Below are 14127 nucleotides of genomic sequence, written 5' to 3' on the forward strand. Positions count from 1 at the left end.
TTCAAGGATTCGTATTCAGGCCAGCCGCAATCGCCAACCGCTCCTGCCGCTCATCGAATGTCCAGAAGCTCCGCGCCCCAAGCTCCAGCGCACATGCCACGTGCAGCGAATCCAGCGTTCGCACCCCAAGCGTCGGGCCAATATTGTTGCGCCAGCGCAATACTCCGTCCCCATGCCGTATCAGGTAAATCCACTTCAATCCAAAGGCCACTGTCGCAATCGCGCTCGAAATTGCTCCACGCAACCTTTGCATCTGCAGTAGAGATTGCTTTGCGAAATACATAATGTTGAATCGCATGAGCTGCTTCAGCACGGTTTAGCGGAGTAATCCATGTTATAGGCTGCTCCGCCATTCGGCGAATGACCTCAGGAGAGTGTGAGTCTCGAATGTAAGGAGCAACCAGAAAGCTCGTATCCACACAGATACTCAATAGCGGCTATTCTCCCGCTCTTCAATGAGCATTTCCACCGCCGGAATCACCCGGTCGCCGAATTGCGCCTTCAATCGTGCCGCAAAATCCGGCCACACTACATTCTTATGCTTCTCAAGCTGCTCAGGTGTAGGTCCCACTGGCCTCATCGATTGTTCCGGCTCAATCCGCCCAAGCACACGGTTCCGCTCCCGCAGCTCCACCGTCTCTCCGGCGGCCAGCCACGCCTTCAACTGCTTCGTATCCCGCAACTGCCGAAGATTCACGCTATGCATAGTTAAATTGTGACATAAAATGTGTCACATCGCCATTCATCCAGCCACCTACTCGTACCGCAGCGCCTCCGCCGGCAATATCCTCGCCGCAGCCTGCGAAGGATACAGCGTAGCCAGCAGCGAAACTCCCAGCGCCACCACTGCCACCAGTACGCCATCCACCAGCCGCGGCGCAAACGGCAGCCGGTCAATCGCATACACCTCCGCCGACAAATGAATCGGAAAATGCGCTCCAGCCCACGCGCCCGCATATCCCAGCACCAGCCCAATCACCGTGCCCATCACTGAAATCAGCAGCCCCTGCAGCAGAAAAATCCTCCGCACCTGCCCCGGCGCAACGCCAAAGCTCATCAGCACCGCAATATCGCGTGTCTTTTCCATCACCATCATCGTCAGAGCAATCAAAATATTCAGCGCCGCCACAATCACAATCAGCGCAATCACAATAAACGTCACATACTGTTCCAGCTTCAGCGCGCGAAAGAGCTCTTTGTTCTGCTCCATCCAATTCGTCGTCATAAAGCCCCTGCCGGCCGCCTGCTCAATCGCCCGCCCAACCTCCGGCGCGCGATTCAGGTCATCCAGCTTAAAGCTCATCATGCTCAGCAAATCCGGCTCGTCATACAAGCGTTGCGCATCCGCCAACCTTACATAGCCCCATCCAGTGTCGTACTGGTAAAACCCTGAGTGATACGTCCCCGCCACGCGAAAGGGAACCGACTTCGGCACAATCCCCATCGGCGTCAAATCGCCCTGCGGACTCACCAGCATCACGGAGTCACCCACAGTCACGCCAATCGAATCCGCCAAATCCTTCCCCAGCACAATCGGCGGCACAGGATCAATCTCCGTAGTTGGTTCCAGCGCGCGCATCGCCTCCGGTCCAGCTTTTTCCAACAGCCTGCTCACCGTCAGCTCATCCTTCGGCACAATCCCTTCCACCAGCGCAAACCCCGCCCGCGCCCCATGTGCCACCATCACCTGCTCATCCAGTTCGCCCGCCACAGCCTTCACGCCCGGCACCGCGCGTAGCCGCTCCATCAGCGGTTGCCACGCTCGAATTCCTCCCGACACATGCATCAACTGCACATGCGCGCTAGTATCCACCAGCCTGTCTTCAAGATCGCGCCGCATCCCATTCGTAATTGCCAGCGCAATCACCAGCGCAGCCACACCCGCAGCCACGCCTGCAACGGAGATCGCCGTCACCACGCCCACCACGGCCTGCCGCCGCTTGGCCTTCAGGTACCGCGCCGCAATAAAAAGCTCAAACCGCATCGGGATCCTGCAACTCTTAAATATGGGTGCCCCACCCTCGCGCCGTATTTGTTTTTGGCGCTAGGGTGGGATACATCTGGCCTTGTAACAGGGCACGACTTTAGTCGTGCCACAAAACCCCCAGAGTGGGAAAGCAGATAGGAACCTTCGCCTTGTAACAGGGCACGACTTTAGTCGTGCCACAAAACCCCCAGAGTGGGAAAGCAGATAGGGACCTTCGGCCTTGTAACAGGGCACGACTTTAGTCGTGCCACAAAACCCCCAGAGTGGGAAAGCAGATAGGGACCTTCAGCCTTGTAACAGGGCACGACTTTAGTCGTGCCAAAATACACCGCAAAAATAAACGGGCTTTAGCCCCCGCGGAAATCCTACTTCGTCACAAACACAGTCTTAGCCACACCCACATTGTCATGCCGGTCGTAAGCCCGCACCGTCAACAGATGCTCTCCGGCCTTCAAACCCGCTGAAGCCGGAATCGTAATCTCATAATGCTCTCTCTTCGCATCGGACAAATTTCCCACCGGCTCAACATACTGCCACGGTCCCGCATCCAGCGAATACTCCGCCTTCTCAATCGGGCTCACCGCATCCTCTGCATCAAACCGGAAGCTCATCCCGCTCACCGCCAGCCCATTCACCGTCGGCGGAGCAGTATCAACCTCAAACCGATCGCTGATCTTCTCACCCGTCAGCGCATCACCCGGCGTGTGTGAAGGCGCATCGCTCGCCACCACCTTCAGCTCATATCCGCCATCCGGCAGCAGCGTCTGGTCAAAGCTGTACGCCTTTTCGGTAATCCCATCCTTCAGCAGCCGCCAAACCGTCTCGCCATCGCCGCGCAGATACAGCGCAAAAGTCAGGTCGTCGCCATTGTCATCATGCGCCGCCCACCGCGCCGTCACCGCGGTCTTGTCTTTCACCGCATTCAACGTCGAACTCGACCCGCTGTCGAACCCGCCCGATCCGCTATTGGCGGAAGGGAATGATATATTCACCGACTGCTGCTGGCCCGCTCCCTGCGGCTGCGGAGTCCACCGCGCCCCCGTAACAACCACCAGCTCATCCATCACCGGAGCCGAATTCACCGGCAGATAATTCACGCCCACTCCGCCCAGCACACCGCCCGCATTCAGTTGAGTCTTCCACTGCAGGTAACGCCCCGCCGGCGAAGCCACCGCGCCATCCTTCACCGCAGCCCACTCGCTCCATCCACGCACCGGCTGCTCCACATTCCCACTGCGCGTCCAGATCGTATAGCCGCTCGATCCCGGCTCAATCTCCATGCGCCCAAACCGCGCCAGCGCCCCCGCATCCAGCACATCGCTCTGATATTCATGCTTGTCGGCATTCGTCGTCAGCGCCAACACTTTGCCCGTATTGCCCGTGCCAATCAGCACGCCATCTTTCGCCTTCGCCAGCGCCAACCCCTGCTGCGCCTCCAGATGCGCAATATCCGCAAAGCTCCCATCCTCGCGTATCCGAAACACTCGCCCGCGATTTCCGCTCAGCGCCAGCAGCCCATCCTTATCCGCCGCAATCGCATACACCACCTCATCCTTGCCCGCCCACACTCGTCGCGGAGCCTGCCCACCCGCATCTTGTTTCGGATCGATCGCATAAATCTCCGACCCCTCCGGCAACGACGAGCTAGCATTCGCAGACTGCACACTCCCCGGCTGCACCACCGTAATCGTTATCGTGCCCGTACCCTGCACCGGCAGCGGAGGCAGCGGATTCCGCGTCTTATCTCCCACATCGGCAACGTAGATCGTGCCCAGTGGTCCCACGGCAACGGATGTAATCTCCCGCCGCGGCGCTTCAAACAGCACATAACCTTTCCCGCTCGCATCAATCCGGTACACCAGCCCCGAGCCATCCGACCCAGCAATCAGATTTCCCTTTGCATCCCACGCCAGCGCCCGAATATGCGCCTCATCGCTCTTGAAAAACAGCTCCGGCTTCGCGCCGGCCCCCGCTTTTCCAATCTGACCGGTATCAACCCGCCAAACCGCGCCCGGCCCACCCGTAGCAATGTACAACCGCCCCGCGCCATCAAAACTCAGATCCCAGATGTACCGCGACTTCGCATCCGTCCTGTCGTCGTCTTTCGCATCCGCCTGTGTTCCGGTTTGAGCCCCAGCCTGCGCCAGATCAAACACCACCGTCGCACTCGTCTCATCCTGCTTCGCAGTCGCCGCCGGATTCAGCCTGTACACCTTGCCGCTCGGAATCGTAGCCACATACAGCGCACCATCCGGCCCAAAGCGAACGGCCTGCACCGCCAGATCCTTAGTCTCAAACAGCGTGAACGGCTTCCCGTCGCTGCCAATTCGCAGCACAGTCGCCGGGGCGCCCGTTCCCACAAACGCCGTACCGTTCTTATCCGCCGCCACGCTCCACACAAAGGTTGAAGGCGTCGTCGCCAACTCCTTCACTCCCGGAGCCATGCGCAGCTTCCCGTCGCTCTCAATTGAGATACCCAGCGGCGTGCCTTTTTCAAAATCCTCGGCCCGCGACTGCGTCCACAGGTGCGTCCCTTGCGCCGCCACGGGTGCGCACACCGCCGCCGTCGCCACACCGGCAAAAATCCATCGTTGTAAGTAGCTAAATTTCCAGACAAATTCACGCATCATGCTGCCGTCGAGTCTACTAGACCCAGGGACCGGGGGTCCAAAGCCAGGCGATGGAACAGCCCGCGGCATCTCTCGCCAAAATATGAGACGCGCAACATCAAAGGAAAAAGCCATCCTGACATACGGGAAAGTTGCAGGATGTTCAACGTTCTTTAAATAGATATTCATAAGGGTGACCGGAACGGCTCTTCATAACTGCTAAGCTGAGCCCTGCTTATCTAATTCCTACCTCATGTTCGATCGGGGTCTGATCGTTTAAAGACGCCGCAGTTCGATAAAGCGCAAGATCAAGAACAGCGCAAGATCAAGACAAATCAAATAAACCAGCACGACTCTCTGAAGGAGACAGAATGCAGAGTACTGCCTTCGCGCGCAGATATGCGCTTGCGGTTGTGTGTGCCGTAGTTATGAATTTGTTTACATCCGCTTTCAACCTCCATGCGCAACAGGAAACCACAGCCTCAATTGCCGGAAACATTGTTGACTCGCGCGGTCTTGCCGTTTCGCCGGCATCTGTGGTCGTAAAGAACCAGGCAACCCACGCGCAGAGCAAAGCGCAAGCCGACAATACCGGGCACTTTGCAGTAACCGGCATCGCGCCCGGTCGCTACACGCTCACCGTGACTGCGGCGGGTTTTGCCGTGACCACGCAGCAGGGCGTGCTCGCTTCGCAGCAACCGGCGAATATCAAAGTATCCCTCAGCGTCGCTTCTCTTGAGCAGAATGTTGAAGTCTCAGCCATCGCCGGCGACTCCATTGCCGCGCAGCAGGCGCTCTCGCAGAACAGCCTGGACTCCCAGGTTCCCTTGTCCGTGATCGGCAGCAAGTTTATTCAGCAGTTCACGCCCGCCACCACAGATTATTCCGAAATCGTCAACATCGCCCCCGGAACCATCAGCTACAACTCCAACGGCGTCGGCCTGGGGCAGGGAACAATCTATTTCCGCGGCTTCATCGATGGCGATTTCGACATCACCTGGGACGGCATTCCCGAGGGCGATACAAACAACTTCACCCACCACTCCTGGTCTTGGTTCCCCGGTCCCTGGATTGGCAGCGTTCAGTTCGATCGCAGCCCCGGCACCGCCTCCACCATCGGACCTGCTACCTATGGTGGTTCTATCAATCTCTTTTCGCCCGACGTTCCCACAGAGCAGTCCGTCCAGCCGGAGATCGCCTACGGCTCGTTCAACACGCTTTTCTATGACAGTAAGTACAGCACCGGCATGCTCGGTCCGAAGAAAAACATCGGCCTCACTCTCGATGTCCACCGCTTGACTTCGGACGGCTTTCAAACTTTCAACTATATCGAGCGCACCGCCGGCGACATCAAGGTCTTGTACAAGCCATCCGACAATACAACCATCACCGGCTACAGCGGCGTCGTTCACCTCTTCAGCAACGCGCCCAACGTCTCGCCCTACCGCGCCCAGATTCAGGCCTATGGCTGGAATTACATGATGCAGAAGAACGATCCCACCAGCGCGTTCTTCCAGGCCTACAACCTCAATACCATCCCCACCGATTTCGAGTACATTGGCGTGCGTTCCCAATTGAACCACGGTTGGGTCGTGGACGCGAAGCCATATACCTACAGCTACAACAACGCGCAGTACTATTCAAATGACAATTCCGGCGATACCACCGGCCTGGCCACCGGCCCCAACGGCTCCAGCGGCTGGATGATACCGTCCTTGTGTTCAACGGTGGCAGACGGTGGAACCCTCATTGTCGCCCCTTTCCCGGGCGCGACGCCCCCGCCCGGCGAAACCTACTCAAAACTCCCCTGCGCCATCGACAAGCTGAACAGCTACCGCAAGTACGGCGAAACCTCCACCGTCAGCCAGAGTTCGAAGTATGGCGTCTTCCGCACCGGCATCTGGTATGAGTGGTCCAAGAGCGACCGCTTTCAGATTCCCTCCGACCCCCTCACCCGCTACGATCAGCCGGTACCCAAGTTCCACGAGAACTATTGGATCAACTCCTACAACCCATTCATTGAGTATGAGTGGCACGCCACCTCGAAGCTATCCATCACGGCAGGCTTCAAGTATGCCTTCTACAACTTCGCTCTTCAGCAGTTCGCCGACGATGGCGGCGTAGTGGGGTCGTTGAATGGTGCGCCTTACGCCAACAGCGAGAGAGGCTTCGGCTCCAGCCTTCCCTCGGCCTCAGCCAACTACCGCCTCACAAATCACTTGTCCGTCTACGGTGACTTCGGAAAGGGCGATGAGATTCCGCCCAGCAGCCTGTTCGACGTGACCGGAGGCGGTGCTGAGGTGGGCACGATCGGCAGTCCCATGCTGACCACCACCTACCAGGGCGGCACCGTGGCCAAGTACAACCGCTTCACCTTCGATGCCGACGTCTTCCGCGTCAAGTTCCAGAACAACTACATCGCCTTAGCCGTCGCCAATCCCAACAACCCGAACTACGACTTGAACGAGTATTACCTGGGCCCTGATTCCACGACTCTGGGCTTTGAAGCGGAAGCCAACGTTTCGCTAGGCTATGGCCTGAACCTCTACGCCAACGGCACAGTCGACAAGGCCCAATACGTCGGCTCAGGCGTGCCTTCGGGACTGAATGTCGCCGATACGCCTTCCTACACGCAGGATATTGCGTTGACCTATCAGGGGCACGGCCTGGATCTGGGCGTCATTGAAAAGCGCGTAGGAAGCTATTACGACGACAATGGCACTTTTCACAATCAGGCCTACGTCGCTCCCTATAACAACGTGAACCTCTTCTTCAACTACACCATCCGCAAAAACCGCATGTTCGACAACTCAAAGATCCAGTTCAGCATCAACAACCTCTTCAACAGCATGAACGCCACAGACATATTCCCCTTCAACAGCGCGCAGATGGTAAACGGCTCTGCATACTTCGCAACCACACCCACATCTCCACTCGATCAGTTCAACCTGACCGCTGGCCGCAGCTTCACCGTCAACTTCAGGCTCGGCCTGTTTCCCAATCGCCGCAATTAACAGCATCTGACCGGGCCGCGCCGGTGTTTTGGAGTTGATACACAAAAGGTAGGCAACAAGCCCAGCAAAAAAAGGTAGGCCGGGGATTCATCCCCGGCAACAAGCTAAACTTCCCAATTGCATTTTTAAGAATCCCCCCGAAACCGATGAATCAACCTTCTGTCCCTCTTGCTCGGCCTCTTCTCCGGTAACGGCATCATAGCCTGCATCGCCTTGCGAGCCTCGGCTTCCTGCGCTCGCCGCTCCTTGCTCGCATCCGTCTCGCGATAAAGCGTTAGCGCCACACTCGCCGGCCCGCGCACATCGCTCACCGCCAGCACCTCAACCTCAAACTCGCCGCCCTCATTCCGCACCCACACCATGTCGCCTGCACGCACCTCGCGCGCCGGCTTCACCTCAGCATGGTTTATCCGAATCCGCCCCAGATCGCAGGCCTTCACCGCCAGCGCCCGCGTCTTGAAGAACCGCGCCGCCCAAAGCCACTTATCGATCCGCAAATTCCCCATAAAATTCTCTCGTCATCCTAAGCGAAACAGGCCACGCATAGCGTGACCTGTCATTCAAAGAATGTGCTTTTGTTTTTTCAGTCCCCTAGTCCCTAAGTCCCCTGGTCCCCGCATTCATCAATTCGCCAGCACCGCCCGATACCGAACCTTATTCTTCTTCACCTTCTCAATCGCCTCATTCGCCTTCGCCATCGGGAAAGCCTCAATCTGCGCCTTCACCCCATGCCGCGCCGCCACATCCAGCATCTCGCGAATCCGCGATGGGCTCCCAATCGGGCTTCCAGCCATCGCTTTCTGTCCGCTGATCAGCGGAAAAACCGAACCCAGCGATACCGGCCCCGGCGTCACACCTACAAAGCACAGCATTCCAGTGGGCCGCAGCACTTGTATCAACGCGCTCCAGTCCAGGTCCGCCGTCGCCGTGTTCAAAATCAGGTCGAACTTTCCTCCCAGATCCTTCAGCGACCGTGTCTCCCGGATATTCGCAAAATGATGCGCACCCAGCGCCCGCGCCTCTTTTTCCTTCGCCGGAGAACTCGAAAACGCCGTCACCTCCGCGCCAAACACTCGCGCAAACTGGATCGCTATATGTCCCAGCCCGCCAATTCCCATAACCGCAACCCGCGATGAGGGATTCACCCCATACTCACGCAGCGGGTTATATACCGTAATCCCTCCGCACAGCAGCGGAGCCGCATGCTGGCTCTCCAGCGCCTCCGGAATCGCCGCCACAAATCGCGCATTCGCCCGCACGCGATCCGCATAGCCGCCATTCCGCTTCACGCATGTGCCTTCTGACTGCGCGCACAGATTCTCCCTGCCCTGAATGCACCAGTCGCACACGCCGCAGGAGTTCGATTGCCACCCCAGCCCTACACGCTGGCCCACTTCCAGGCCCTTCACCAGCGAGCCCGCAGCCGCTATTGTGCCTATAACCTCGTGACCGGGAATAAACGGATACTGGCTGACGCCCCAGTCGTTCGCAATCAGGTGCAGGTCGCTGTGGCAGATGCCGCAGTGTGTAATGGCGATCTCAACTTCCTCTGGGCCCAGCTCGCCGGGTTCATAGTGAAAGCGCAAAAGCTCCGCGCCCGCCGCATGGGCTGCCAATCCGTGAATCTGAGCCATGGTCGTGCTTGTCCTCGCAAAGATGGGGGATAATCCGGAAAAATGCCGGTACCAGTGGTGGATTGTCTCGGAGTGACAATCCGATTTACTTCAAACCGAATTATCTTCTAGTGTACCCCGCCGCCCGGATCAATGCTCACCGTCAGTACTTGAAAACCATTCAACGTTCCACCCGCCGCCGCATCCGCCGCCACAATTGCCGTCTCCCCGTTCAGGCTTGCTTCCTGTCCTGCCCGCAGCGTCTCCAGCGCATTCGCCACACTCAGCGGAAGACTCGTCAGAGTCTGTCCTGCCACGCCGGCTTGCGTCTCCGGAGCCAGCAGGCTTACATAAATCCTGTCCGCCGCATGTTGGCTCCGCGCCTGCGCCAGCGCTGCCTCCATGCTGCTCGGCTTGGCTGAAAGCCGCGGTGGCTCCATCGTCCGGTCCAGCGTCCCAGCATCGCTGATCAACACCCGCAGTGGTCCCGGCTGCAGCCGCGCCGGCAGCGTCACCGGAATCCGCACATTCCGCGCCGGCTGCTGCCAAGGCCGCACCGTCGCCTCCACCTCAATCGTGTCGCCTGCATGCGCAATGTTGCTTGAAATCACCCGCGCCGATTCCAGCTCCACACTCACCCGCCGCGGAATTACTTCCACATTCAGCTTCAACGCATGCATCGCGCCTTGCCGTTCGCTGTTCGCGTAGAACCGGTTAAACTCCTCCGCCGCGCCAAGCGCAGCCATCAGCGGCGCCGGCTGTAAATCTCCTCCGCTCGCCCACGAGTCCACAGGCGCTGAAAACGGCGCCGCGCCAGTTCCCGTTCCCGCCCCATCCATCTCAATCCGTCCCGTAACGTGGTAGCTCGTCTCAGCCGCATTGTCGTTGGAGTCCAGCAGTGCGTTGTACAGCGAAACCAGCACCGCCTGCGCCGTCAGCGACGACTGATCCAGCACCTCAAACCGCACCATCCGTATCTTGCCGCCGTCGGCCTCATGAATCGCCACCTCCACCGGAATCATCTTCGCCTTCGCCCCAAACACGCCCTTGATCGCCGCGTCCCGATCCTCCGTAAACGCGCCAATCTCCCGCCCTGTGTTCACAATCTTGAAGGCATTCAGCGGAGAAGCCAGCGTCGCCACCACCTCCGTCTCCGTCATCGGCAAGCTCACCGGCCCCAGTTGCTGCAGCGGATGCCCGCACGCCAGCAGATTTTTTTCATCCACGTACGTCACCGTGCACGTCGCAGCAATCTCCACATCGCCCCGCACCAGTTGCGCGCTCACCGCCTCACCCGGCACGATCCTCGTCCCTTCCGGAGCAATCTCCGTGGTGCTGCTCGATCCCATCCCGCCGGCAGCCACCATCTCCAGCCCCGTGCCCTTCATCCGCTCCTGCCACAGCCGCACCGCCTCGGGATGAAATCCACTCATCACCAGCGGCGTCTCCATCGCCTGCATCATGGTGGTTCCCAGATCGGCCGGGTGCCCCTGGTCCCTCGCACTTGGGGACCAGGGATCGAGGTTAGCCACAGAACCCGGGTGCCCCACCCTCGCGACGTCGTTGTTTTTGTCGCTAGGGTGGGAAACCGATACCATCTGACCTCCCGCCGGCAGATCCCTCACCTCCAGCATCTGCTCAATCGGCGTAATCCCGGCAATCGGGTCCTTGCTGAACTGCCCTATCCGGTAGCTCAGCGAACCCAGCAGCCGGTCTCCCACATACACCGGGCTGCCGCTCATTCCCGCCACCACCCCCGTGTACTCCGCCTTCGCCCCATGCAGTTGCGCCAGAATCATGTCGTGTCCCGGCCCGCGCCCGCCCTTCAGCACCCCCAGAATCTCCACCTGCATCGGCTCCGGCTTCGTCCCCGTAAACACCGTCCAGGCCGTCGCCATCATCCCGCGCTTTACCTCGCTCAGCGGAACAAACCCCTTGCTCACCGGCGGCCCGTCTGAACTCGCGGCATCCTGCGCCAAACAAAGCCCGGCACCCGCAGCCAGCCCCGCCGCAAACACCGCCGCCATCAATCTCCGCAACATGCGGGTGCCCCACCCTCGCGACGTCTTTGTTTTTGTCGCTAGGGTGGGATTGCACTCCCGCCAGCCAGCCAATCTCTGCATACCTATTGCCATTACTCGATTTCTCACGTCTATAACTGTAAATCCGCTCCGTCTGGATATTGGATTAGACGGTTACATTTGTCATCTCGTGCGGAAAGCGGCAAATCAGATTGAACGGTACGGGCTTTAGCCCGCACATTGACCTCTGCGAAAATGAACGGGGCTTTAGCCCCTGAGAGAATATCCCCCAACTGGATTGGCATCCCACCGCGTATCCTGTTGGTACTGAGGCTGCAATGCATATCAGAATCACAAATCGAATTCTTCCGCTCTTCGTACTTCTCGCCCTTGCCGCGCCCTTCGCTTTCGCCCAGAACACGCCCACTCCCACGCCGGCTCCGGCCCCGCAGCAACCTCAGCAGCCAGACCAGACCGCTCCCGACTCCGGCGGCCCGGCAGGCGATAACGGCAACATCGCCCTGCCCAAAAAGAAGGATCAGCCCGCCGACGCCACCCCTCCCGCGCCCGCTGAACCCAAAATCAAGCCCCCCGAGGGCCTCACCAACATCCCCGCCCTGCGCATCTCCGTCCCTGAAGTCACAGTGGACGTAGGCGTCATCCTCGAAAAGACCCACCAGTTCGTCCCCAACCTCAAGCCCCTCAACTTCAAGGTCTTCGAGGACGGCGTCGAGCAGAAGGTCACCGGCTTCAAGCGCGTTGAAGCCCCCATCACCGTCCTGCTCCTCTGTGAATTCGCCTCAACCAACTACAGCTTCATCTATGACATGCGCAACGCCGCCTGGGCCTTCGCCCAGCAGCTCCGTCCGCAGGACTACGTCGCCATGATGACCTTCGACATGCGCACGCAGATCGTCACCGACTTCACCCAGGACAAGCGCCAGCTCCTCGAAGGCATCAACATGCTCCGCATCCCCGGCTTCTCGGAGCGCAATCTCTTCGACGCCATCTACGAAGCCGAAGACCGCCTCTCCCGCATCGAAGGCCGCAAATACATCGTCCTCATCGCCTCTGGCCGCGATACCTTCTCCAAGATCACCTACGACAAGATCCTCCAGAAGGTAAAGAGCACCCCCGACATCACCATCTTCACCGTCTCCACCGGCGGAGCCATGCGCGCCATGACAGAAGGCAGCGGCGGCCTGCGCGGCGGCATGCGCGACATCGACTACCTCCAGGCCGACAATGAGATGAAGACCTTCGCCAAATACACCGGCGGCGACTCCTTCTTCCCCCGCTTCGTTGGAGAAATGCCCGACATGTTCGCGCAGATCAACCAGAACATCCGCGCCAAATACGAGCTCGTCTACCACCCGCTCAACACCAAAACCGACGGCACCTACCGCAAGCTCCGCGTCGAGCTGGTAGACGATGAAGGCCACCCGCTCCAGTTTCAGGACGAAAAGAAAAAGCCCCTCAAATACGACACCATCTACCGCGACGGCTACCGCGCCAAACCCGAAGTCGAATAGTTTTGCTCGCTGCCAAGCATTAGGTCTCCCGGAGTCTCCAGCGTTAGGCCCGGGATCGCCTAAAGCATGACCGTGTGCCGCGCCCTCGCGGCACAGTTGTGTTTTGTCGTCCTCGGTCGCCCCTGTCCGCCTTCTGTATCATTCCAATTAGGCAGTCTTTCCAATAGGCAGTCCTCATAAAAATCCATACATAAAAGGTGAATATGGTTGAGACCCCGCTTCCCAAGCGAACGTTAGACTATCGTCCCGATATTGACGGCCTTCGCGCGATTGCGGTTCTCAGCGTAATGGCCTTTCACGTTGGAGTCTTCCATATCTCCGGCGGCTTCGTCGGAGTTGACGTCTTCTTCGTCATCTCCGGCTACCTCATCAGTTCCATCGTCTTCGCTGAGATCGCCCAATCGCGCTTCTCCATCGTCGCTTTCTATGAGCGCCGCATTCGCCGCATCTTCCCTGCGCTCCTCGCCCTTTTCTTCGTGCTCACCATATTCGGAGCCGTCTTCTTATTGCCCAGCGATCTCATTGATTTCAGCAAATCGCTGCTCGCGGCCACTTTATCTGTCTCCAACTTTTATTTCTGGGGGCAAGCCGGATACTTCGACCACCGCAACTCCAGTCTTCTTCTGCATACCTGGTCGCTCGCGGTGGAAGAGCAGTTCTACATCCTCTTTCCAATCTTTCTCGTCATTGTCCGGCGTCTCTTCCCGCGGCGGATGCGGCTCGCCGTCATCATCCTGTTTTTCGTCTCTCTCGCCGGCAGCGCCGTCACAGTCGCGATCAGCCGTGACACCGCCTTCTACATGCCATACACCCGCGCATGGGAACTGCTCACCGGAACCCTGCTCTCCCTCGGAGTCTTCCCGAAGCTCCAATCCGTCTGGTCCCGGAACCTCGTCGCTCTCCTTGGCTTCGGAATGATCCTCTATGCCTGTCTTTTCTATTCGCCATTCATGCTTTTCCCCGGGCTAAGCGCTCTTCTGCCCTGCATCGGCTGTGCGCTGGTCATCGGCGCCGGTGTAGAAGGCCGTTCGATCGTCTATTCCGTGCTCGCATGGCGTCCCTTTGTCTTCCTGGGACTCATCTCGTACTCGCTCTATCTCTGGCACTGGCCCGTCATCATGGTCTACCGCATGGGCATCTTCGATGTCAGTGCATGGTTTGAGCGCGCCTATGCCGGCAGATTCGCGCCAGACCGCTTCGATCACGTTCTTCAGGTCGGAATCTCGCTCATCCTCGCCATCCTCTCCTGGAGATTCGCCGAGCAGCCCTTCCGCAAAGGTCGGCTTCGCTTCGCCGGGCCAAAGCTTTTTGCGCTTGCGGCAGCCGTCATGCTCTGCTTCGTCGCCTTTTC

The 14127-nt window shown here is 58.8% G+C and carries 10 protein-coding genes; 3 read left to right on the forward strand and 7 right to left on the reverse strand.

The window, feature by feature from the left end; genetic code table 11:
* Position 1 precedes the first annotated feature (1 nt).
* The 4 genes from ABSG47_RS09055 to ABSG47_RS09070 all read right to left on the reverse strand — a co-directional run bounded on the left by ABSG47_RS09055 (position 2) and on the right by ABSG47_RS09070 (position 4617).
* Positions 2-298 carry a PIN domain-containing protein gene (locus ABSG47_RS09055; protein WP_424169040.1) on the reverse strand — a complete coding sequence of 99 codons (297 nt, stop codon included), beginning with the start codon at positions 296-298 and terminating at the stop codon, positions 2-4.
* 129 nt (positions 299-427) lie between these two features.
* Positions 428-706, reverse strand: a complete 279-nt coding sequence (locus ABSG47_RS09060; RefSeq protein ID WP_424169042.1) for a hypothetical protein — start codon at positions 704-706, stop codon at positions 428-430.
* Between the two features lie 48 nt (positions 707-754).
* Positions 755-1984 (reverse strand): FtsX-like permease family protein, encoded by a 1230-nt coding sequence (locus ABSG47_RS09065; protein WP_424169044.1) that lies wholly within the window; start codon positions 1982-1984, stop codon positions 755-757.
* 368 nt (positions 1985-2352) lie between these two features.
* Positions 2353-4617 (reverse strand): hypothetical protein, encoded by a 2265-nt coding sequence (locus ABSG47_RS09070; protein WP_424169046.1) that lies wholly within the window; start codon positions 4615-4617, stop codon positions 2353-2355.
* A 350-nt stretch (positions 4618-4967) separates the two neighbouring features.
* Here ABSG47_RS09070 and ABSG47_RS09075 point away from each other — a divergent pair, with 350 nt between their 5' ends.
* Entirely contained in the window at positions 4968-7610 is a 2643-nt protein-coding gene (locus tag ABSG47_RS09075) for a TonB-dependent receptor (RefSeq protein WP_424169048.1), read from the forward strand.
* Between the two features lie 125 nt (positions 7611-7735).
* Here ABSG47_RS09075 and ABSG47_RS09080 read toward each other — a convergent pair whose 3' ends face one another.
* The 3 genes from ABSG47_RS09080 to ABSG47_RS09090 all read right to left on the reverse strand — a co-directional run bounded on the left by ABSG47_RS09080 (position 7736) and on the right by ABSG47_RS09090 (position 11250).
* A complete protein-coding gene (locus tag ABSG47_RS09080) occupies positions 7736-8116 on the reverse strand; it encodes an RNA-binding S4 domain-containing protein (RefSeq protein ID WP_424169050.1) in 381 nt (126 codons plus the stop codon).
* Between the two features lie 117 nt (positions 8117-8233).
* The gene (locus tag ABSG47_RS09085) at positions 8234-9244 is read right to left on the reverse strand and encodes an NAD(P)-dependent alcohol dehydrogenase (protein ID WP_424169052.1); all 1011 of its coding nucleotides are present in this window, start codon (positions 9242-9244) and stop codon (positions 8234-8236) included.
* 107 nt (positions 9245-9351) lie between these two features.
* A complete protein-coding gene (locus tag ABSG47_RS09090; protein WP_424169054.1) occupies positions 9352-11250 on the reverse strand; it encodes a SpoIVB peptidase S55 in 1899 nt (632 codons plus the stop codon).
* A 332-nt stretch (positions 11251-11582) separates the two neighbouring features.
* On the opposite strand from ABSG47_RS09090, the gene ABSG47_RS09095 reads away from it, so the two are divergent.
* On the forward strand, positions 11583-12776 hold the full coding sequence (locus ABSG47_RS09095) for a VWA domain-containing protein (RefSeq protein ID WP_424169056.1): 1194 nt from the start codon (positions 11583-11585) through the stop codon (positions 12774-12776).
* Between the two features lie 203 nt (positions 12777-12979).
* Positions 12980-14127: acyltransferase family protein (locus tag ABSG47_RS09100; protein ID WP_424169058.1), on the forward strand; the 1148-nt coding region annotated here is incomplete at its 3' end.

Source organism: Occallatibacter sp. (genome assembly GCF_049510455.1).
Lineage (GTDB): Bacteria > Acidobacteriota > Terriglobia > Terriglobales > Acidobacteriaceae > Telmatobacter.

Excerpts from the sequence above, each read along its gene's own strand:
- ABSG47_RS09055 (WP_424169040.1), bottom strand. The coding sequence starts at position 298 with ATGCGATTCAACATTATGTATTTCGCAAAGCAATCTCTACTGCAGATG.
- ABSG47_RS09060 (WP_424169042.1), bottom strand. The coding sequence starts at position 706 with ATGCATAGCGTGAATCTTCGGCAGTTGCGGGATACGAAGCAGTTGAAG.
- ABSG47_RS09065 (WP_424169044.1), bottom strand. The coding sequence starts at position 1,984 with ATGCGGTTTGAGCTTTTTATTGCGGCGCGGTACCTGAAGGCCAAGCGG.
- ABSG47_RS09070 (WP_424169046.1), bottom strand. The coding sequence starts at position 4,617 with ATGATGCGTGAATTTGTCTGGAAATTTAGCTACTTACAACGATGGATT.
- ABSG47_RS09075 (WP_424169048.1), top strand. The coding sequence starts at position 4,968 with ATGCAGAGTACTGCCTTCGCGCGCAGATATGCGCTTGCGGTTGTGTGT.
- ABSG47_RS09080 (WP_424169050.1), bottom strand. The coding sequence starts at position 8,116 with ATGGGGAATTTGCGGATCGATAAGTGGCTTTGGGCGGCGCGGTTCTTC.
- ABSG47_RS09085 (WP_424169052.1), bottom strand. The coding sequence starts at position 9,244 with ATGGCTCAGATTCACGGATTGGCAGCCCATGCGGCGGGCGCGGAGCTT.
- ABSG47_RS09090 (WP_424169054.1), bottom strand. The coding sequence starts at position 11,250 with ATGGCGGCGGTGTTTGCGGCGGGGCTGGCTGCGGGTGCCGGGCTTTGT.
- ABSG47_RS09095 (WP_424169056.1), top strand. The coding sequence starts at position 11,583 with ATGCATATCAGAATCACAAATCGAATTCTTCCGCTCTTCGTACTTCTC.